This is a genomic window from Shewanella holmiensis, assembly GCF_025370255.1.
Lineage (GTDB): Bacteria > Pseudomonadota > Gammaproteobacteria > Enterobacterales > Shewanellaceae > Shewanella > Shewanella holmiensis.
Genome location: NZ_JAMTCD010000028.1, coordinates 26,194 through 49,026 on the forward strand (window position 1 = coordinate 26,194; position 22,833 = coordinate 49,026).

General features: G+C 40.6%; 17 protein-coding genes. 9 read left to right on the top strand and 8 right to left on the bottom strand.

Features of this window, described 5'->3' with window-relative positions; genetic code table 11:
• The first annotated feature begins 40 nt into the window (after window positions 1–40).
• The 7 genes from NE535_RS16435 to NE535_RS16465 all read left to right on the top strand — a co-directional run bounded on the left by NE535_RS16435 (window position 41) and on the right by NE535_RS16465 (window position 7,145).
• Window positions 41–1,408 carry an MFS transporter gene (locus NE535_RS16435; protein WP_261299685.1) on the top strand — a complete coding sequence of 456 codons (1,368 nt, stop codon included), beginning with the start codon at window positions 41–43 and terminating at the stop codon, window positions 1,406–1,408.
• A gap of 54 nt (window positions 1,409–1,462) precedes the next feature.
• Window positions 1,463–2,140 (top strand): single-stranded DNA-binding protein, encoded by a 678-nt coding sequence (locus NE535_RS16440; RefSeq protein WP_261299686.1) that lies wholly within the window; start codon window positions 1,463–1,465, stop codon window positions 2,138–2,140.
• 165 nt (window positions 2,141–2,305) lie between these two features.
• On the top strand, window positions 2,306–3,316 hold the full coding sequence (locus NE535_RS16445) for a glycosyltransferase family 9 protein (RefSeq protein WP_261299687.1): 1,011 nt from the start codon (window positions 2,306–2,308) through the stop codon (window positions 3,314–3,316).
• Window positions 3,317–3,366: 50 nt separating this feature from the next.
• Window positions 3,367–4,320, top strand: coding sequence for an ADP-glyceromanno-heptose 6-epimerase (gene rfaD, locus NE535_RS16450; RefSeq protein ID WP_261299688.1), 954 nt, complete (start codon window positions 3,367–3,369; stop codon window positions 4,318–4,320).
• A 37-nt stretch (window positions 4,321–4,357) separates the two neighbouring features.
• Window positions 4,358–5,203: a glycosyltransferase gene (locus NE535_RS16455; protein WP_261299689.1), complete on the top strand. Its 846-nt coding sequence runs from the start codon at window positions 4,358–4,360 to the stop codon at window positions 5,201–5,203.
• A gap of 47 nt (window positions 5,204–5,250) precedes the next feature.
• Window positions 5,251–6,027, top strand: coding sequence for a glycosyltransferase family 25 protein (locus NE535_RS16460; RefSeq protein ID WP_261299690.1), 777 nt, complete (start codon window positions 5,251–5,253; stop codon window positions 6,025–6,027).
• A gap of 8 nt (window positions 6,028–6,035) precedes the next feature.
• A complete protein-coding gene (locus NE535_RS16465) occupies window positions 6,036–7,145 on the top strand; it encodes a glycosyltransferase family 9 protein (protein ID WP_261299691.1) in 1,110 nt (369 codons plus the stop codon).
• 72 nt (window positions 7,146–7,217) lie between these two features.
• Here NE535_RS16465 and NE535_RS16470 read toward each other — a convergent pair whose 3' ends face one another.
• On the bottom strand, window positions 7,218–7,877 hold the full coding sequence (locus tag NE535_RS16470) for a substrate-binding periplasmic protein (protein ID WP_261299692.1): 660 nt from the start codon (window positions 7,875–7,877) through the stop codon (window positions 7,218–7,220).
• 268 nt (window positions 7,878–8,145) lie between these two features.
• Between NE535_RS16470 and NE535_RS16475 the strand changes: the two genes are divergently transcribed.
• Both NE535_RS16475 and NE535_RS16480 read left to right on the top strand, forming a co-directional pair.
• Window positions 8,146–9,147, top strand: a complete 1,002-nt coding sequence (locus NE535_RS16475) for an NAD(P)H-quinone oxidoreductase (RefSeq protein ID WP_261299693.1) — start codon at window positions 8,146–8,148, stop codon at window positions 9,145–9,147.
• 416 nt (window positions 9,148–9,563) lie between these two features.
• Complete coding sequence (locus NE535_RS16480) at window positions 9,564–10,004, top strand: hypothetical protein (protein ID WP_261299694.1); 441 nt, start codon at window positions 9,564–9,566, stop codon at window positions 10,002–10,004.
• A 77-nt stretch (window positions 10,005–10,081) separates the two neighbouring features.
• Here the strand turns inward: NE535_RS16480 and NE535_RS16485 are convergent, their stop codons facing one another.
• The 7 genes from NE535_RS16485 to NE535_RS16515 form a co-directional block, all read right to left on the bottom strand.
• Window positions 10,082–12,007 (bottom strand): bifunctional diguanylate cyclase/phosphodiesterase, encoded by a 1,926-nt coding sequence (locus NE535_RS16485; protein ID WP_261299695.1) that lies wholly within the window; start codon window positions 12,005–12,007, stop codon window positions 10,082–10,084.
• A gap of 7 nt (window positions 12,008–12,014) precedes the next feature.
• On the bottom strand, window positions 12,015–12,737 hold the full coding sequence (locus NE535_RS16490) for a transglutaminase-like cysteine peptidase (protein WP_425347469.1): 723 nt from the start codon (window positions 12,735–12,737) through the stop codon (window positions 12,015–12,017).
• Between the two features lie 10 nt (window positions 12,738–12,747).
• Complete coding sequence (locus NE535_RS16495) at window positions 12,748–13,353, bottom strand: OmpA family protein (protein ID WP_261299696.1); 606 nt, start codon at window positions 13,351–13,353, stop codon at window positions 12,748–12,750.
• Complete coding sequence (locus tag NE535_RS16500) at window positions 13,353–14,765, bottom strand: TolC family outer membrane protein (RefSeq protein WP_261299697.1); 1,413 nt, start codon at window positions 14,763–14,765, stop codon at window positions 13,353–13,355. The genes NE535_RS16495 and NE535_RS16500 overlap by 1 nt, the downstream gene beginning before the upstream one ends.
• A gap of 21 nt (window positions 14,766–14,786) precedes the next feature.
• Entirely contained in the window at window positions 14,787–16,169 is a 1,383-nt protein-coding gene (locus NE535_RS16505; RefSeq protein WP_188842680.1) for an HlyD family type I secretion periplasmic adaptor subunit, read from the bottom strand.
• The gene (locus tag NE535_RS16510) at window positions 16,166–18,343 is read right to left on the bottom strand and encodes a type I secretion system permease/ATPase (RefSeq protein WP_188842682.1); all 2,178 of its coding nucleotides are present in this window, start codon (window positions 18,341–18,343) and stop codon (window positions 16,166–16,168) included. Before NE535_RS16510 ends, NE535_RS16505 begins: the two co-directional genes overlap by 4 nt.
• Before the next feature lie 86 nt (window positions 18,344–18,429).
• Window positions 18,430–22,833: beta strand repeat-containing protein (locus NE535_RS16515; RefSeq protein ID WP_261299698.1), on the bottom strand; the 4,404-nt coding region annotated here is incomplete at its 5' end.

The following is a 22,833-nucleotide window of genomic DNA, read 5'->3' on the forward strand; positions in this document are numbered from 1 at the left end:
TAATATGCGCGACTCATTGAATTGGTAAAAGGGTAGATGAATGGCCAGTAATGGACTGTCGGGCATGGAAAAAAAAGTCGCATTTTCGTTAGCCAGTGTGTTTGGCTTACGCATGATGGGGCTATTCATGATCATGCCTGTTTTTGCGTTATATGGACAACACCTTGAAGGTTTCTCACCTCTTTGGGTCGGTATCGCCATTGGTGCTTACGGGCTTACCCAAGCCATTTTACAAATACCCATGGGCATATTGTCTGACAAGTATGGCCGTAAACCCATTATCATGGCGGGGCTGGTATTGTTTGCCATTGGTAGTTTAATTGCCGCGTCTTCTGATCATATTTATGGCGTAGTGTTTGGCCGAGCAGTGCAAGGCATGGGGGCTATAGCCGCAGCGGTGTTAGCGCTTGCTGCCGATTTAACCCGTGATGAACAGCGTACCAAGGTTATGGCTGTTATTGGGATGTGTATCGGGTTTTCGTTTGCATTATCTTTGCTCGTTGGCCCTGTTGTTGCTCAATATGTTGGTTTAACAGGGTTATTTTTACTGACTGCGGCTTTAGCTGTACTAGGAATGCTAATTGTGCAGTTTTTTGTGCCTAATCCTATCAGTCAAGCGCCAAAAGGCGACACTTTAGCGACTCCCGCTAAATTGAAAAAAATGTTAATGGATCCACAATTATTTCGTTTAGATGCCGGTATTTTTATTTTGCATTTAGTCTTAACCGCGGTGTTTGTGGCATTACCTTTAGATTTAGTCGATGCGGGCTTAGTAAAAGAAAAGCATTGGATGTTATACTTTCCGGCTTTTGTTGGCGCGTTTTTCCTGATGGTGCCTTTGATTATCATCGGCGTGAAGAAAAACAATACTAAAACCATGTTTCAAATTTCATTGTTGTTGATGATGGCCTCGCTGGGGGCTATGGGTATTTTTGCTGACAATATTTGGGTGTTGAGCGGCGCAGTGCTGTTCTTTTTCACTGGGTTTAATTACCTTGAAGCATCGTTACCGAGTTTGATTGCAAAGTTTTGCCCTGTTGGCGATAAAGGTTCAGCAATGGGGGTGTATTCTACCAGCCAGTTTTTAGGTGCATTTTGTGGTGGCATGTTAGGTGGTGGCGCGTATCAGTTAGTCGGCGCCTCTGGGGTCTTTTTCGTCTCACTGGGATTAATGACCTTATGGTTATTACTGACCTTTGGCATGGCCAAGCCAGTGCTGCTAAAAAGCTATACGCTTGAAGCAAATATAAAAGATAAACCTCATGCTCAAACCATGGCCTCTCAGTTGTCACAGCTAACGGGTGTGGCTGAAGCTATAGTGGTATTAGAGGATAAAGTCGCCTATTTAAAGGTGAATGACGATTTCAATTTAAGCGAAGCCAGAGCTGTGTTAGGCTCTGTTAATTAGATCATTTTGATCAACCGAATAAGTGTATAGAAAAGATAATCGCAGGAGATTTCAATGGCCAGTCGTGGTGTGAATAAAGTCATTTTAGTGGGTAACTTAGGTAAAGATCCTGAGGTACGTTACATGCCAAACGGTAATGCCGTTGCCAATTTTACTGTTGCGACAAGTGAGTCTTGGAAAGACCAGCAAGGCCAACTTCAAGAGCGTACCGAATGGCATAACATTGTCATGTATCGTCGTTTAGCTGAAGTGGCTGGTGAGTACCTTAAAAAAGGCTCGAAAGTCTATTTAGAAGGCAAGTTGCAAACCAGCAAGTGGCAAGATCAAACGACGGGGCAAGACCGTTACAAAACTGAAATTAATGCAATGGAAATGCAAATGCTTGATAGCCGCAACAGCGGTGCAGGCCAAGATAACAGTCAATATGATCAAGCTCCTCAACAACGCGCCCCTCAAGCGGCTCGTCCAGTTGCGCAGCCTCAGTATAATCAAGGTGGTGTAAACCAAGGTGTTCCACAAGGTAGCTATCAGCAAGCACCCGTTCAAGGTGGTTATGCACAACCGAATAAGCCAGCGCCTCAACAGCCTGCTTATGCTCCTAAACCACAGGCGCCACAAGGTAATTATCAGCCTCAACAAAATGCGGCACCCGCTCAGCGTCCAGCGCCTCAACCTGCGCAAAACTTTACCCCAGATTTAGATGAAGGCTGGGATGACGACATTCCGTTCTAGGATATCGTTACAGTAACTTAACGCAAGTTAATGAAATCTAAGACCTGCTTGCAGGTCTTTTTAATTTTTGTATGTTGATATAAAAGAGTGGGTTAATTCTCTTTTGTATGCAGGCTCTGGTAAACTCAGCTGAGATTATTGGGCAATCTTAAAAAGAAGATAGTGATGGAAAAAATTCTGTTCATTCGCCATGACAAAATAGGGGATTTTATTCTCACATGGCCTGCTTTTTATATATTGAAAAAAGCATTACCCAACACGCGCATTGAGGTTTTCGTTGCTCCTGTAATGAAAAGCTTCGCATTGACGTGCCCATACATTGATGATGTCGTCGTTGATACTGGTGATGACGCGCAGTTAGTTGAGCAAATTAAAGCCAATCGTTACGATGCGGTTATCGTATCTCACTCCGATTTCCGAATTTACAATTTAGTCAGTAAAGCTGATATCCCATACAAAATTGCGCCTAATCATGGTTGGTTTCGATACCTATATCCTCATCGAGCGAATACGAAATATAAAAAAGGCGAACCCTGTTGGCGTGGCAGTTACATGTTAGCCGAGCAGTTTTTACTTAACCATCAAGTTACCATTCCAGAACTGCCTTCTCAGTTGTGGGATGTGACCTCTGAGCGTGAACAGTGGCGTAAGTACTATCAACAGCAAAATGATGAAAAACTGATTTTTATTCATCCAGGTACTGGCGGTTCTTCAGGAAGTTTGCCAGAAGCACATTTTGCTGAGTTGATAACAAAGATTGATCAGCGCACAGATTTAGATTGTCGTTTCATATTAACCTACAGTGGTGATGAAAAAGCGCTGGCGCTTAGCATTCAATCATTACTGGTTAAGACCAATATCAAAGTTGAATTAGCCACACCATTGAAAAGCTTGGCTGATTTTGCCCGTTCGATTGTGGCTGCAGATATGTTTATTGCAGGCTCAACCGGCCCTCTGCACATTGCTGGGTTACATAATGTGCCAACTGTTGGTTTTTATGCAGGTCGACGCTCTGCACCAAAGTTGAAATGGCAGACATTAACAGAACCTGCTAAACGTTTAGCATTCACTCCGCCTGTGGGGCGAAAGGGGCGAAATATGGCCTTGGTTGATGTGGATCACGCGGCAAGTGAAATTAGCGCCTTTTTAAACCAGCATTATGCTGAGCAAGTGTAATTTGAATGGTGTTGTAAACAATATAAATCCAACCTAGTGGAAGCAATATTATGATCGTAATTACTGGAGCCGCAGGCTTTATTGGCAGTAACTTAGTTAAGACATTAAATCAATTAGGTCGCAATGACATTATCGCTGTTGATGATCTGACCGATGGCACAAAAATGTTTAATTTAGCTGATTGTGAAATTGCGGATTATTTAGATAAAGATGCTTTTCTTGAACAGATAAAATTGGGTCAACTTGACTATGAAATCGAGGTTATCTTTCATCAAGGTGCTTGCTCATCTACCACAGAGTGGGATGGCAAGTTTATGATGGAGAATAACTTTGAATACTCTAAAACCTTACTGCATTTTTGCCAGGCCAATAAAGTGCAATTTATTTATGCTTCTTCGGCTTCAGTTTATGGCGGCAGTGAAACGTTTGTCGAAAAACGTGAGCTAGAAAAGCCGTTAAATGTGTACGCATATTCTAAATTCTTATTTGATCAATATGTCCGTCAGCAAACATTAACTACCCAGGTTGCAGGACTGAGATACTTTAACGTTTATGGCCCCCGCGAGCAGCATAAAGGCGGTATGGCGAGCGTGGCATTCCACTTTAACAATCAAATTAATGCCAATGGCTTATGTCGTTTGTTTGAAGGTGTAGATGGCTATGAAAATGGTCAACAATTACGTGACTTTGTTTACGTAGAAGATGTGGTAAAAGTGAATTTATGGCTATGGAAAAATGCGACAGTCTCCGGCATTTTCAATTGTGGTACGGGTAAGGCTCAAAGCTTTAATGATGTGGCGAATGCGGTGATTCAATATCATGGTAAAGGGCACATCGAATATATTCCGTTTCCAGATAAGCTTAAAGGTGCTTATCAAAGCTACACGCAAGCTGATTTAACTCAATTAAGAAAGGTTGGCTGTCACCATGAGTTTAAGACCGTTGAGCAGGCTGTTCCTGAATATCTAGACTGGTTGAAAGCACAACACTTTATTGGTCAGTAACCTGTTTTTAACTCTTTAATGTAAAGTGGAACAATAAATGAAAAAGGCTATTTTTACATTGGCAATTGGTGATACTAATCCAATGTATAACGCAGCATTGCTAGGTTTTAAGTTATATGCTGAAAAAGTGGGTGCAGATTTAATTGTCTCAGATCAATTTCACTATCCCATCAACATAGAAAATCCTCAGCATACCGCGAGTCCTGCCTGGACCGAGAAGCTGTACATTAAAGAGCTACTGAAACAATACGATAGAGTGTTATATGTGGATGCGGATATTATTATTACGCCGCATGCGAAAAACATATTTGAACAATATGATGATTTAGAAACCATTTATATGTTCAATGAAGGTGCATTACTCGAGCGCCAACCTGTTTTAGATAAAATCTTTGCTATAAAAGGGCCGGTTGAAAACTGGCCTCAAGTAAATGGTCGCCCAGTTTATTTCAATTTGGGCTGCATGCTTATTTCAAACAAAAGCAAATTATTCGACATTGCTAATTTAGAAGATTTACAACAGGTGTGTAATCACATTAAGTACTATGAGCAAACCTATATCAATTACCTTATTCAGCGTGATGGGTTAAAGCATCAAAGTATTGATGCAGAATTCAATCGTATGGATGTGTTAGGCGCAGAGGGCTATCGTGATGCGAGCTTCATTCATTACGCTGGTCGAGGCTATACCAATTCTTCATTGAAACGTGAAGTGAGATTTGTGAATGACTTTTGCGAGTTAAATAAAGGATTGATCGCAGCAGACACATTGGCCGATATTAAGCGTAGTGGATGGGAACTTTTCATTAATAAAGCCCACAAACGTTACAAGCTGCCTAGAACAATGGTGGATTATTTGGCCAAAAAGTTTGTCACAATATAATTGCAGATAATTTACAGTGTTCATCAATTTATTTGGAGTGATGATTTTTGCTTAAATACAAAGTGTTTGTTATTAACCTTGCGCGTTCACCTCAGCGTTTAACTGCTATATCGACTCAGTTAGCACAGCTTGGTATTCCTTTTGAGCGCATTGAAGGTGTTGATGGCGGTTTACTTAGCGCTGATGATATAGAGGCTGTATCTCCTAAAGTACTAGCGGAAAAAAGTTACCATAGAGCGCTAGGGAAAGGCGAGATTGGTTGCTCGTTAAGCCATAAACGCGCTTGGCAAAAAATTCTGGATGATGATTTAGATTTTGCATTTGTATTGGAAGATGACATTGGCCTTGAAGATAACTTTGCCGATGTAGTTAACTTAATGGCCAATTTACCGCATGCAAATTGGGACTTTATTAAGTTGTATCCACTGCGACGTGGCGGTGGTAGCAATATTAGAGACTCATTTGATTACCAAGGGCATCAATTTGTGAGTTACCATAAGTTCCCGATTAGTGCGGTTGCTCAGGTAGTGAGTAAACAAGGCGCAAGGTCATTACTGAAGCACATGCCTTATATTTTAGAGCCTGTAGATGGCCACATTAAGTCTTGGTGGTCACTGGGTATCTATCCATTTGGGTTAATGCCTTACTGCGTTTCCGTGGATTTAGATGGTCTTTCAGATATTAACCCACATGGTGGGTTAGAGAAGATGAAACAACGCAAATTAACTAAGTTACGTTTAAATTGGACCCGCGCGTTTAAACGCATGTTAGCCACACCATCATTAGACAAACATTTTAACCAATTTAAAAATAGTTTGAAGTAAGGAATATTGTGAACGGATTAGTCAGCCATCAGCAGCTTCTAGATGCCAAGCGAGTGCTTTATATGACTCATTTGGCTATTGGTGACTTTGTTTATCAAGGCGTGTGGTTATCGGCGTTAAAAGCCAAATATCCACACTTAACCATTGATATTTGGTTTGATGATTGCCGTAGAAGACCACATGAATGGGCCAGTGGCCGTAATCAGATTTTAACCGAATGGATTGATGCCATTGGTGACTTTGGTGATGTTTACCCTATCGTGTCGAATATTGCCCAACGTGAACAGTTTATGACTAAAGCACAACATCAAGATTACGATGTAGTCGTGTTTGTTGGTAAAAATCGTGCAGCACAATATGCCAAGTTGGCCAGACAAATATCCCCTAAGGGGTGGGTTGTTGCGACATCTAGCGGGATTAATTTTTTAACTAAGTGGTTATACTTTAATAAATTAGATGGCGTAATTAGTTACGACGATATTGCTGATTCCACCCAACATATTACTGAGTTATATGCGGAGTGTTTTGAGCGCTTGTTAGGCCTTAAATCTACCGATTTAGTGTCTGGCTATACTCAGTTAATGATCCAACCTGAAGCCCAGTTTACAGAGCAAGCTAAACAGATTATTACAGCCTTAACTCAAGGCGATACTTCAAAACGGGTGTGTTTTATTAATCATCTCTCAACCGCTGCGAAAAAAGATTATCCTTGGCCTCAATTAAAAACGGTGATATTGCAGCTAGCACAGCAATATCCTCAATTGGTGTTCATCATCAATACCCCTCCGAATCAATTAGCAACGGTACAACAGGATGTAAGTACCGATAAAAATTTGAGTGCCTTACCTATAACCGTTTTTACCGCTTTGGATAATTTTTTCCAATTACCTGCGTTAATGGCTGAATGTGATTTTTGTTTTAGTGTCGATACCGCCACTGCCCATCTTGCTGTTAGTATGGGGGTGCCGCAAGTAGCTGTAATGGCGAGTGATTTTAAACTTTGGCAGCCATTGGGTGATAGTCTAATTTTAGAAGGTAGCGGTAAAGCCAGCTCTGTGGAACCTGAGACTGTGGTAAAGGCCTGTAAAGCACAATTGGATAAGATTATCTGTCAATAACGGTTTAGGGTAAGTTCATCGCATTTATAAAAATGAGGTTGAGCGCTTTTTTCAACTCAATTGAGTCGCTATTTACAGTGACTGGTATTTATCGAGAATTTGCTGATACTCCCCTGATTGTTTTAGTGCTATCACGCCAAGGGCGAATCTTGCGATGGCGGCTGTTTGGCGTGCATGAAAACCGATATACAGAGGTTGCTTGTCAGGCATCGAACCTGCGTATTGAATTTTATCAATCAGCCCCAGTTGTTTTGCGGTATATTCGATCACATGTCTATTATCCACAATGACCTTATGTCGACCTTTTATTAATCTAATAATATTCATTGAAAGAGGGTCTTCACCTGATGCAAGAAAAAGCGCTTTATGCTGCTGTAAATATGGCTCCAATACGTCGCCATAATCATAGCCTTTAATTACTGCGATAGATTGCTGATTGAGATCGCTGAGTTGGTGATAAGCCCAAGAATTGTTTTTGACCACGAAAAAGTCATTGCTGACATACCCCACCTCAGTATCATCTATTAATAATTGATTAGCTGCTGCGACGGTTGCAGTGATGGCTAATACCGCATCAATATTGCCGACTTGCGCTTCTTTCAGCGCTCTTTTGAATGGCATTTGGGTAAAAATGACTTTATCACCTTGGGATTCAAAAGCGCGTTGCATAATTTCGACCAGATAACCTGGCTGAGTATCGCAAACATAAGGGCACCATACATCTGAAGCCACATGGATATTCCTTGCTGATACAGTGAAACTGCATAACGTCATCACAGTCACTATCATAAAAATTCTAAGCATGGGTTCCTCTAGCATGTGGTATGGCGTAGCTATCATTAAGGATTTACTGTTATACCGCAATATATTTCGCTTATGGATGTTACTATCTTTGGAGTAAATCACTAAATGTTGTGATTTTTTTTGATGTTGTCGTCACTATAATGCTGTATTTGATTCATTTTTTTGTTGATTAAATTTAACTAGAAATAGGTGCAATATGCTTAATCATGACACGGTTAGACAGGTTGTTTTTGAACAGCCTGGTGATGCAAATGTAATGCAATTCTCTGAAGGAAAACTTGCTTATTTACAACCAGGGCAGGTACGTATAAAAGTCCACGCGGCAGGCGTTAATGGGCCTGATATAAAGCAACGCATGGGGGCTTATCCTCCGCCAGAAAGCGCTAGCCCTATTCTTGGTTTAGAAGTCGCTGGGGTGATTATTGCTGTTGCTGATGATGTCTTGCAATGGCAAGTGGGGGACCCTGTTTGTGCTTTGGTGCCGGGAGGTGGGTATGCAGAAGCCGTTAATACATTCGCGGCTCATTGTTTACCTATTCCCAATGGTTGGAGTTTTATTCAAGCTGCTGGGCTGCCTGAAACATTTTTTACCGTGTGGGGTAATGTGTTTATGCGAGCGGGTTTAAAGGCGGGCGAAACGGTTTTAGTGCATGGTGGTTCGGGTGGTATAGGGAGTACGGCAATTCAGCTCGCTAGCCAATTAGGAGCCAAAGTTTTTGCCACCTCAGGGTCTGAAGAAAAGCGCCAATTTTGCTTAAGCCAGGGGGCATCATTTGCTCTTAATTACCATGAGGAGTCTTTTGTCGAGCCGATCTTAACATTAACCGATAATGTTGGCGTTAATGTCGTGGTCGATATCGCTGGAGGTGATTTTATTAATGAAAACCTTAAGGTGCTAGCAATGGATGGCCGCATGGTGTCTATCGCAATGCAAAGAGGCCCTAAAGCGACAGTCGATATATTTAGGATAATGGCTAAACGTATCGTGTGGACTGGCTCAACGCTACGACCGCAGAGTGTGGCTGCAAAAGCGAAAATTGCCAGTGAACTTCGTCAACATGTTTGGCCGCTACTTGATGCTGGTAAATTAAATATTGCGATTGATAAAGTGTTTTTGTTTGATGAGGTGGTCGCGGCGCATCAACATATGGAGTCGGGTTTACATAAAGGTAAAATCATTTTAAATATAAGCAATTAAAAAATGACATGAAAAAAAGTCATAAAAAACTTGAAGCATAATAAATTTAAGCTAATCTGCATTTATCAAATGTTTGTTGAGTTAATTTTTTGACAAAACCACGCCAATTTTTAAGCGTAATACTTGCATTTGATCAAACTCAAGCGTGGTTTAGACACCAAGGGCTAAGCGGACTATCGATTCACACTAGCCCTTGCTTAGCCGAGGATTGGCTGATTTGTATCCATGATGAGTTATTTTGTGCTTTTTTGGCAAAAAATTGAAAATTTCACCTATTTAGGCATTGATTCTCTGCAATTTTCTGTTTAAATACCCACATTATTAAAGCTTAATAATATTAAGCAAAGCTTTAGTTTTTAAAGCTCATATAACATATCTTTTTAAGTATATGTGTTGATTTAAGGGCGTTAGCATATATGTATAACATGGCAAAGAAACAATTATGGGTAGGTGAGTTAAGAACGGCAAGAGGTAACACTATTGTCTTTCATGATGGCCAATTACCTGAAGCGTCTAAAGGGCGTGTTTATTTATACAACACAGTGCGCAACATCATTGTGGAGTATGTGGAAGATATCGTTAAGGTGAATCTACATGATCTTGATGATGCCCAAGTTAAAGCGGCTTTAGAGCAGTTTGGTGATGCTTGGAAAGCGGTTCGTGCTGAATTTATGGTGAAACATCAGGCTCGTATCGACTTGTCTAAAGTACCAGATACAGCGCCGCCGAAAAAAGTCAAGCCAGCACCAGAGCCAGATGAATCATCTGATGTTGATATCGATGACTTTGATGATCCCGATGATACCGATGATGGCGACGATGATTATGATGAAATGGGTGATAACCTAGACGATTAATGTATCGTGTAATTTCAATAAAAAAACCAGTAGAAAGCTACTGGTTTTTTTGTTTGTGTGGTTTATAACCCGCTGTTTTATTCGAGTTTAATATCCACTGGAGGCTCAATAAACCCTTGATATGCATCGAGGCGTAGATCACTGAATCTTGCTAATTGTTCCGGCTCTTGAATACCTGTCACAATGACCTGAATATCTAAGCCTTTAGCCACGTTGACGAGTGCACGACATAGCTCGCTGTTGTGTTGGTTCTCTTCGATAAAGGCAAACGATTGATCCAGTTTGACATAACTTGGGCGCAGATTTTGTAAATAAGCCATAGAGCCAAATTGGCGTCCAAAATGATCGATACCAAAATGTGCGCCACTGTCACGAATAATGTCACACAGATGCTCACAGGCACTTAAATCGCTATAAACACTGGCTTCAGGGATCTCGAAACAAATACGCTCTGGTGTTTTATGATTTCTGAGAAAATGCTTAATCCATGAGTGGAAGTCGCGATCGCTGATACTTTGATAAGTTAAATTAATGGCCACAGGCTCATAATTACGATCAAATAAATGGTGTTTGTTAACGGCCTCAATTAAGCAACGGTCTAACATGGTACCGAGTGATAGAATCTCGATAAACGGCATAAACTGTCCTGCATGCAACACTTTTCCATCAAGCGTAAGTTGGCAGTACAATTCTCTTTGGCAAGGAGTGTTTCTTTCATTGTCTAAAATAGGTTGCCATCGGAATTGAAACTGATTGTTCTTAATTGCATAGGTTAATTTATTGCGCCATTCGTCACGGTTAAATAATTGTTGTTGGTTATTCTCATACCAATGAAAAACTTTATTATCTTTAATCGATTTTTGTAAGGCATTATCTGCTTGTGCAAGAATGTCTGACACATTCATTTGTCCAGAACGTTCAGCAATACCTATATTAAACTGCTCATTAGGTTTACAACCCGCTTTCGATACTTCTTTATTCACTGTGCGAATGAGATTTTGCAAGTAGCTGACTAATTGCTCATGTTCACTTTCTTCAACTAAAAATGCAAATTCATAGGCAGCGATGCGTGCTATCACTGATGGTGTAACACTGTCTAAACTTTGGTGTAATTTTTCAGCTAATAATTTAATGGTTTCATCGCGAACTTGATAACCATATTGGCTATGTACATCTTCAAGCCAGTCCATTTTCACTAAAAATAAAGCGCCTGAATTAGGTTCACTTAACCAGCCATTGATACGGCTCACCATGTATTGACGGTTTGGTAAGTTGGATACTTGGTCGACTAAATTCTTTTTACGTAAAGCTGAGACTTCGTCATCTAATGAGCTAAAAACCTGTTTTAACTGACTAGACATGCTATTAAATGCTTGAACTAATTCTTTTAACTCGGTTGTTTTTGGCGTGGGCATATCAGGCCCAAATTGACGGTTGGCAATTTTTTTCGCGTGTTCAGAAAGTGCATGTAAAGGTTTTAATATGATGCTTAAACCAACGCGGGCAAATAAAATGGCCACTAAAAATAGTATCGCAAATACAATCACAGTATTTGATAGTATTCGCCACATCTCATGATAACCAAATCCAGGATGTGCGGTAATTTCAATTTTAGCGAGTTGTAACCAACCTGAAGTGATTACGTTCTCTTTGGAAATTGGCTTGAATATGCCTAAGTCAATAAACCACTGGGGTACATTTTGAACTCTAATGGCATTATTCCAAACTTGCTGTTTACCATCGACTAACCAGGTCAATTTTATCTGTTTGTAATAACCGCCTTCAAATAGCACATTCACCAAAGTTTCAGTGGCGACGGTATCACCCGACTCTAAAGCCGGAACCAGCATCAAACTGAGCGAATGACTTGCATTATTGAGGTCTGACTCCATTTGCTTAGTTAGAAAGCTTTGGGTCTCGTTAAATTGCACGTAGGCTAAACTGGCTATTGTGAGCGAGAATAGTACGAAAAGTAACGCATAAATCTGCCTAAACAGGGTCATGAGCTTACTACTCCATGTTAAGTTTGGGTTGACGTAGGCGGTCAACACCTAAGCGATTTTTTAAATCATTCCATTTTTCAAGTCGAGATGATGAGCCAGCTAGCACCCCACGACCTTTTTCTTTATTTAGCCATAACTGTTTACCGTTAAAGCTATACACTGGCAATAAGTCACCACGTTGTGTTGCAGGCTTTATTTTTGTATCTAAATTATCTAAAACTAGGGGTATTGCACCTGGTGTTTCATAATATGCTAATACCATATGATATTGATTGACCGAGGTGGCTTTTACCATGGTGATGCGTAATTTATCTTCCGGAATGCCAAGTTGCAGTAAGGTAAAATATTTTGCAATCGAGAAGTCTTCACAGTCTCCACCATTTACGCCAATAAATTCCATTGGCGTTGCCCAATAATTAGAATCCCCCCAAAGCACGATGTCATCTACAAATCGAAACAGGTTGAAAAATTGATTCACCTTTTCGAGTTGTTGTTTTTCCGGTAATTTTTGAGCTTCTGCGACAACCTTAAACCACGCTTTTGCTCTTAATCCTGCACGTTCTCCATAACGTTTAGCGAGAGTAGAGGTTATTTTGTTGGCATCCAGTTGTTGGGTTGGCGCAGCGTAAAGTGTAGATACAGCTAAAAAGGCTGCCACAATAAAAATGTGGCAGCGCTTTTGTTGTATGGACTTGTTGAATCGTTGCAGATTCAAAAGCGGCATGTCCATTGACTACTCTTTATTTTACTTCTTCATCAACAGTGTAAATATTCCATTTTAAATCTGAAGCTGTATCTTCGCCTGTTACTTCTGCGATTACACGGCGATTGACTGTCTCAGCTTCAGGGGTACCACTGGCATCGATTAATCTATCGAAACTATAACCAATCGCTTTCAAACGAGATTGATCTATACCGTAGGTGTCTCTTAATACGTCGGTCACCGCAGAAGCTCTATTCTGGGATAGTGCCAAATTTAATTCGTAACTGCCTTTGTTACTTGTATGACCTTCAATCACAACGGTGGTAGCAGGGTATTGCTTTAACATTATCGCAATTTTTTCAATTTGCGGATAATACTGAGGCTCAATGTAATAAGAATTGTTGGCAAATAGAATTTTCAGCTCTTGGCGTTCTGCAATATTTTTAATTGCGCCACAACCATAATTATCAATATCAGAACCCGTAAGGGTGCCAACGCAACGCTCTCTTGCAACGATAACACCGTCACGATCTTGATCGCTCAAGTCAAATTTCTGTTTGGTAACTTGATCTTGAACAATAATATCATTCATAGAACAAGCAGTAGTTAGGGCCATAACAAATAGTAAAATGAAGTACCGCATTATTTGACTCCTCCTTCATAGCTACGCTCACCTTTCCATACATCAGGACGGGTTACTCGTAAAGATTCTAATAATCGACCTGTTGCATTTAACACTCGATATTGAGCAATAATTTCATCATATTCTGTTTGTAAGTAGTCCTTGCGGGCTTCAAACAGTTCATTTTCAGTATCAAGTAAATCAAGTAAGGTACGCTGTCCTAAATTAAACTGTTGAGAGTAGGCTACTTGGGTTTGCTTTGATGCTATAACATGATCGCGAATATACAGTTTTTGAGGTGACAGCATTTCATAAGCATTCCATGCTAATGTGGCACCTTCAACAACCTGACGGTTAGCGCGTTGTTGAATTTCTTTTGCTTCATTGATTTTGTAAGCGGACTCTTTATCACGGGCGAGATCTTTACCGCCAGCAAATAAGTTATAGCGCATTCTCACCATAGCAACTAAATCGTTATTATAACCATTGACATTTTGACTGGTGAGTTGGCTATAACCATCTTCACCACTGATATCATTGTTCCAGTTACCACTTAATTCAAGGTTGAACTTGGGATAGTAATTTGACTGGGCTGAATTACGCTCTTCTTTTGCTGCATTTATGTCACTTTCTGATGATTTCAGAATAGGATGGCTTGATGACGCTAACTCAATGCTTTCAGATAGGCTGCTTGGCAGCATCTCTGCATCAGGAACCGGCAGAATTAAATCATCAGGTGCAACTTCGACAATACGAATGTATTGCGCTTTTGCATCCTGTAGGTTGTTTTTTGCTGAAATAACGTTTGCATTAGCTCGTGCCAAGCGACCAGTAATCTGTGATAAGTCAGCAATTGAGCCTAAACCTGAGTCAGTACGTTGCTTGATTTGGTCAAAAATTTCTTTATGACTGGCCAAGTTTTTTTCCGCAAGCAATAGTACCTGCTCTGCACGAATATAATTTAAATAGACTTTAGATACATCTAATGCCATATCTTCAGCCGCAGCCATCAGTGCCCATTGCTCTGCACTGGCTTCGAATGAATAGCGATCAACTTCACTGCTGGTATAGAACCCATCAAAAAGCATTTGTTTAATACTAAATCCCGCCTCGCCGCGTTCAAGCTCCATCACCCCGTCATCAAAATTATCATTTAGAGGCTGTACTTTTCTGCGAGAAGAGGGACTATCAGTTTGTTCCCAGCCATATCCGGCAGTAATATCTACTGTGGGCATATAACCTGATATAGCCTGATTAACTTGTTCTTCTCGTGCTTTAAAGCGATTAAAAACAATTTTTAGTTCTGGATTTGTGTCCAATGTATGCGCAACAGCTTGTTCTAGCGTTTGGCTAGAGGCTGTTGGGGCAATTAACATCGACAAGCTTAATGCAATAGCACTGAACTTAAATTGTCGATTGATTTTATTGTTCATTTAAAAAACCCTCCCGGTTCTTTAGCGCTCTCTCAGCGCAGTATCTTTTGCTCTTAATATGGGATTTAGAATGTACTCAAGTATGGATCTTTTCCCTGTAATGACGTCCACCGAAGTGAGCATACCGGGAATAATTGGCATCTGTGTGCCATCGTCTTTTATCAAACTCGATTCTTCAGTTCTTACTTTAATGATATAGAAACTGTTGCCTTCTTCATCCTGTGATGTGTCGGCACTAATGTGTTCCACCGTTCCTTTCAATCCGCCATAACGTGTAAAGTCATAGGCGGTAACTTTAACGACTGCTGGTAAACCCGGATGTAAAAAAGCAATATCTTTGGGGATGATTTTTGTTTCGATCAGTAATCGGTCTTCTGAAGGCACTATTTCAATAATCTCAACACCAGGCTGAATGACACCACCAAGTGTATTTATGTGAATAGATTTAATTGTCCCTGCTACAGGTGAAGTAATAACCGCTTTACTCACTTTATCAAAAGCCCCAATTTGAGCCTGATTCATACGTGAAAGTTTAGTCTGCATTTCATTCAGTTGCGCACGTAAATCAGCAGCATAGATAAAAACCGCTTCACGGCGCTTTAATATAGCTTCATCCATCGATGCTTTTACTTTTGGGCGCAATAAACGCAATGATTGTAATTCACCTTGAATGTCGTTCACAATACGTTCAAGTTTTAGTAGTTCAACTTCGGGTACAATGCCTTTTTGGGCCAATGGTTTGGTCAGTTCTAGCTCTCTTGATACTAATTGATAGCTGGTGGTCAAGGTTGATATTTTGGATGCTAACTCTTCAGTTTCCTGTTGGCGTTGTTGAATTTGACGCACCAAAATTTCCAGCTGATTACTAAGATTGTCTAAGCGACCAGAGTATTCTTCCTGCTGACGCTTAACTAATGCTGGCTCCTGTGCAATTAATTCCTCAGGAAAAATAAGAGATTGCTTGGTAATTTTTACTTGTTGGCGCCAGTCTGCTGACATGTCTGATATCAAAATACTGTCTAATTCGGCTCGCATACGAATAACATTAGTTTGTAATCCATAAACTTCTTGTTCTTGTTGGGCGAAATCAGAGCGAAAACGTGTATCGTCAATACGTACAAGCGGTTGGCCTTTTTCAACTAAAAGCCCTTCTTGAACATAAATTTCTTGTAAAATACCGCCATCTAAACTTTGGATCATTTGTATCTGAGTCGACGGTATCACTTTACCCATGCCAGTAGTAACTTGATCTAATTCAGAAAAGTATGTCCAAATAAAGAAGCAAACCATCATTGCCGCTAATGACCATATAATTAAACGATGTCCAGTTGGCGCATCAGTCATCATGGCACCGTATACATCATCGACCATTTCTAGGTCTTCTGTCGTAAGGTGTTTACTCATGCACTTCTTTCTCCTGCCATTGCGCCTGAGTTTAATTTAGCAAGTACTTCGTCTTTTGGACCATCAGCCATTACATGGCCTCTGTCTAGGACAATAATACGATCCACTAAATTAAGTAAGTGCATTTTATGCGTGATCAGTAATAGGGTTCTATCGCGGCTAACTAATTGCATTGATTTAATAAATTGTTTTTCAGCTCTAGCGTCTAAACTCGCAGTTGGTTCATCCATAAGTAAAATCGGTGGGTCATTAAGGGTTGCTCTTGCTAAGGCGACCGTTTGGCGCTGACCTCGGCTCAGTGATAAACCACCTTCACCGACTTGCAAATCTAACCCTTCAGATTCAACATTGGTAAATAAACTCACACCAGACAGCTGCACAGCTCTCATTAACTGATGTTCAGTAACTTGACGTGAGCCAAATAAGATATTATCTCGAATGCTACCGTGAAATAAGGTGATATCTTGGGGTAAATAACCAAAATTACGCCTTAAATCACTAGGGTGAATTTGTCCTGAATCCAAACCATCATAACGAAGACTACCTTGGGTTGGCTTGTATAAACCCAATAATAATTTAGCTAAAGTACTCTTACCTGAACCATTACGACCAATAATCGCAATACGCTCTCCTGGTTGTATTCTTAACGATAAGGGATATAAGCTAGGTTTTTCTGTGCCCGGAAAACTAAAGCTTAGATTGTCAGCTTCAATTTTACCTGAAATACGCTCTTTACTAACCAGATGACCTTTGTTTTCAAATTCATCATCTTGCTCCATTATTGCATCAAGTTGACGAAGAGAGCTTATAGTGTAATTACCTCTAGTGATAAGTCCTGCAAGCTGTGCCATCGGTGAAATAGCTCGACTAGATAACATCACGGCGGCAATAATGCCTCCCATTGATATTTCGTTATCAGCAAGTCGATAAACACCTAGAATAACCACCAATACCACAGTCAATTGCACCATAAAATTTGCAATATGCGTGACATGATTTGACAATTTCTTGGTGATTAATTGCCAATTAGCCGTATGGCCAATCATTTGTTGCCAACTCTTTTGAACAAGCCCTTCAGCCCCATTGGCTTTTATTGATTCAAGTGCAGTTAAGCTTTCAATAAGGTGTCCATGTTTTAAGCTAGCAAAACGATTACTTTCTTCAATAGCTTGTTTTAATTTCGGCTGTAAATAAAAGGTGGTTGCGATAATAACAATACTACCCAACACAGGAATTAAGGCTAAGTCACCCGCAACGATATAGATAATAAATACGAACAGCAGTGCAAAGGGTAAATCAACCAAAGCTGTAATTGTTGCGGAAGTTAAAAACTCACGGATACTGTCAAATTCACCTAATTGTCTGGCCATTCCGCCTACACTAGGGGAGCGTTTTGATAGCGGAATGCCCACAGCTTTTGCGAATAATTTTGAAGACACAATAATATCGACTTTTTTACCTGCAACATCAATTAAGTAGCTTCTTAATTGTCGCATGATAAAGTCAAATAGGTAGGCAATACTCGCCCCGATAGCTAATACCCAAAGAGATTCAAATGCAAGATTAGGCACGACTTTGTCATACACATTCATGATGAAAAGTGGTGAAACCAAAGCGAACAAGTTAACGAGTACAGAAGCAATTAACGCATCACGATAAATTGAGGCTGAATCTTTTATACTTTGCAATAACCAGTGGGTACTGTTGTCATGTAAATGAACATCAACACTTTTATCGCCTCGATAATCCTGTTTGACTAAAAACAGATACCCGACATATAAAGACTCAAGCCCTCCAATGGATAATGTATCTTCGCCACCGGTTTCAGGTAACTGAATAATCACTTTATCATTGTCAAAATCAATTTTTCTTAAAACACACGCTTTCTTATCTTTCAATAATAAAATACAAGGTAACAATATTTCAGAGATTTGATTTAAATCTTTGCGAGATAACTTAGCTGATAATCCAGCTCTGCCCGCAGCTTGAGGAAGTAACTCAGGGGTAATAACCGACCCTGACAAAGGAAGACCTGCCGATAAAGATTCTATGGAACATGGGCTACCAAAATGTTCGGTTAGCAAAACTAAGCAATCGAGTAGTGGATCAATAGTTACTCGTTGAGAAGCTGAAATCGTCCACTGATCGCTTTTTTTAGACGCAGTAATAGACACCTAATAAGAGTCCTAAATAATTATTGTAAGTATATTAATAGAGTATACGTCACATAATACTATGTGACGTATACAATGTATTTCTATTAAGGAATCATATTTCCATGTAATGGCTCAAGAGGCTCAACATATAATGAGATTGCTGATGTAGTCGTTGCCGTATCGACAATTAATGCACCATCATTCAGTAATCCATTGATGATCACGCCATCAGTCGTTGAGCCGTACTCTGCCGATAAATCTACGCCATCTAGCACGATTGTTTGATCTACCTTACCGTCTTTATCAACATCAATTGAGATAGTGGTATTGCCATTATTGAACGAGAAATGTAGAAAATCATCTAAATTTCCATTCTGTTCATTTTGCAATAAGTCACTGAGGTGAAGTTTATTATTTCCTACCTCAAAGTCCATTATGGTGTCGATGCCAGTGTCGCCTTTAGACCATACAAAGGTATCATCTCCTAAGCCACCAATTAATGTGTCATTGCCTAGACCACCGATAAGCACATCATTATCAGAACCGCCATCTAATGAATCATTACCTGTTCCGCCGATGAGCATGTCTTTGCCACTTCCGCCATGAAGTTCATCATTCCCTCCTTGACCGAATAAAATGTCATTACCTTCATTACCAGCAAGAATGTCATCACCGTCATTTACACGTGATGTATCAAATAATCCGGTATTGGCTGTAATGTATTCATGCACATCTTGAATTGACACATCAGCTGCATTCTCACCAGTTTGTTGCGCAACAAATTTTTGCAATGCGGCGTAGCCTTGCCCTTCTATTCCATCAAATTGAACCAAATCACCGAAGATAATGTCATCACCAGCACCAGAGTTGACGCTATCATCACCTTGAATGAGCGACAATTCAGATCCTAAAATGACACTCGCTAAGCTGTTGGCATTGATGTTGGTTGCGACATTACCATCTGAGTCATAAGGGGTCAGTTTATTTAGGCTGATTCCAGAGCCGATACCAATCGCTTCAACCTCGGATAATGTGCTGAGCACTTGGAAAGCCGCTTTTGCTTGTGCAGCAGCTTCGCTGTTAGTGGTATCAGTGATTTTGGCTAGGTAATATTTTCCGCTGGCATCAACTCTTAAACTACCTGTTTGTACACTTCTCCATGAGCCACTATCATTAGACCATTTATAGGTATTACCATATTCGTCAATAATGACCTTACCATTGTGAGTTAATGCCTGACCTTTTGTATAGTTGCCAATAAGATCTGACAACTTTTTATCATTATTGCTTCCCGAAACATCATAGGCCAAAACCGTATTTAGCTGCGCGTCGGTGTTATAGGTATTTGGCTCACCATCGGTAATAAAATAGGTGAGGTTATTCCCGCTGTTGCTTGCAGCAGATCCATTTAGGAACCAATTTGTAACAGTTTCAAATGCGGCTTCATAGTTGGTATTACCACCATTCTGGATGGTGTTGAGGGCAGCTGTTAACACCGAAATCGCATTAGCGTCTGCTAAATTAACCGCGACGTTGACCTGAGTACCATAATCGAAATCGACAAGTAAAATATTAACAGTACCAGATGTGGCAGAGCCTACACTTAACTTTAAAGTATCAAAAACTTGAAGCAACTGTGTTTTTGCAGCGGTTATGTTGCTGGTTCCCATACTGCCAGATGAGTCTAGAATAAAGGCGATATTATAGTTTTCACCTTGAACAATTTGAATACCCGTCGTATCGCTGACAATAACGTCATTATTGTCAGTTCCGGTGATGGTGTTATCGCCATCCGTACCATTGTCATAGACATAGTCTCTTAACGATATATCAAGAGTGGTTTGACTGGTCGCAATATCACTATTACTTGATTCAACTGAGCTTGCTAAAATCGTTAAAGTAAACTCTTGATCACCTTTGTAATCTTCAGCAACTTGTAACTTGATATTCGGTAGATCACTAATTGATACCGTCCAACTACCATCAGCATTGAGTGTGCCTGCAGTCAGATAAACACCGCTAGGAATGCCAAAAATAGTGACATCTGTTAAGGTCTCACTACCATCTGTATCGACTAAATCAACATCGATTGATAATGGGATTTGTTTAATCTGTAGCTGTGTAATTTGACCTTTATCATTGACAATGTAAACGCCATCAGCAAAAACCAGACGCTCAACTTCATACAAGTGATCGCCAGCATCTAAAGCATTGGTATTTACCGAGCTGGCATCAATGCCACGCTTATCATTAATTAATATATAAGGCGTAACGGAGTGGTCAGTATGGTTAGTAATAACATAATCAGCGAAATTGCCTGAGTAAATAGCGGTGTCAGTACCCGAACCACCATAAATAGAGTCGTTTAATCCGCCACCAATAAATGCATCATCGCCACTATCTCCAAGCAAGTTGTCGCTTAAATTACCACCAACTAAAATATCATCACCGCCTTTACCGGTAAGCATATTCGAGTCGTTAGAATCGCCTTGTAAGTAATGGTTTTTATCGTTATCGGCAGTAGCAGTACGACCTGATTTAGTGGCTTCAATGGTAATACCAAAATCATTGGAGCCAATAGTGTGAGTCGAATTCAGCGTATTATCTGCTGAGGCATTAATCCAAGTTAATTGCCCCTTCGATACTGTTAACATAGGCTCATCAGCTCTGGCATCAATGTGGATGGTAACCGTTGCAGGCGAACTCTCATTGGAGCCGTCTGTTGCAATATAGGTGAAGTTTGCTAGTGCTTCCCCTTGATTTCCAATGCCTGTTGCAGAGTTTCCACCATCAGCTTGATCGTTAGCAGGAACAAATCGTACGCTTCCCGCATCAAACATTGCTGACGTCAGTAACATTCCTACAGTCACAGCTTCCCATTGTCCATTTATTAAGTGTTGTAGCTCACCATTAGCTGCATTGGGTAGTGCCGTAATCTTGATGGATAATTCATCTCTGCTGTTATTGGTATCAGTAATGCTCAAACTGTCCCAATTAAGTAATAAAGGAGTATCTTCTATGCCCTGTGTTAGTGAATCGACAGACACGGGTGCAGTATTCGTTTGCACCGATACAGCGAAGTGTCCAGTAAAGCTGTCTCCATCACCATCCGTTGCTACAACATTAAAGTCTAGCTTTCCATCAGCCGTAGGCTGCATTACTTGATATTGATAGAAATCCCATTGGCCTGTATGAGGAGTAAACTCTACTTTAAAGACCAGATCACCATTGGCAGTTTGACCAACTAAGGTATTGCCTGATTGAGTGATGATAACCGCATCACCAGTAGCAGTCAGAAGTCCAGTTTCATCAGTTCCACTAAACACCAAGGAGCCTTTCCCATCAGCGCCCCATTGGGTATCAACAGACCCAGAGGCGTAGGCAATGGCGACATCAGCAGCCCCTAAAAATTCTATGGTTTTAATTGATAAATCACTATTGTCACCGTGAGCCGCATTAAAGCCATTGTCAGTAGCTTTAATTATCATTTGATCAAACCCACCTTGTAATACTTCAAAAACAGCGGCGTAATTACCATCATTTGCATCGGAGCTAAATGACTGCGTAGCAACAAGCTGGCCGTCTCGATAAAACTCAACGACTCCCACTTCAAGCTCTCCACCGAACATCGCAGAAAACTCGATATTGACACCATATGCAAGGGTGCCTGGATCTAGCGTGATTACTATTTCTTCAGAGGCTTCTGAGCCATCTGCAAATTTACGGAAATCGATCTCTCCATTAATCTGATGATATGGCGCACCTACACTTTTAACACCGATCCCGTCGCTATTACCAAACACAGAAGCTGCCGTTAATGAAGAATCAGTGGCAGAGGTGAAACCTCTAGCAGTAATGGTGAAACCATCAAAATCAAGCTCATTATTACTACCGAGATTATTTGTGAGTGAGAAGCTTCCAATCAATGTATTAGGGATATCTATGTCGGTTACCGCTACTACATTAGCATCAGCAATTACAGGAGCATCATCTTCAATTATTACAGTGAAATCGCCGACACCAGAAGCGCCGTTGCCATCGTTAACCACAATGCCAAAGTCGAGTGAAAGATTATCTTCAGACTGAGTATCTGCATGATCAACAGGAGCTAACAGCGTCACGTCATATGACCAAGCTCCCGAAGAACCATTTGCTGGAGCGGTTAGAACAACAGTCATCACAGCCACATATGAGCTTGTATCCGGTGTACCAATATATCCTGTTAGGGTATTTGTACCATCCCAAGTCCATTGAATGAGATCGCCGCCTGAAGTTATGCCGGATGGTCCTGATAGCGATACAGTCAGTAAGTCTCCATCTTCATCGTTAATATTGATTGTTCCAGATGCAGTTGCAAAATTGGTCGTATCAGTATTGCCAGTCGTATCAGCAACACCACCCGTTAGGCCTTCTTCAGATACTCGAGAATTAGAAATTGAGGTGATTACTGGGGCATCATTCACATTGCTGACATTGAGGGTCACTGTGGCCGTGTCGCTGCCGCCGTT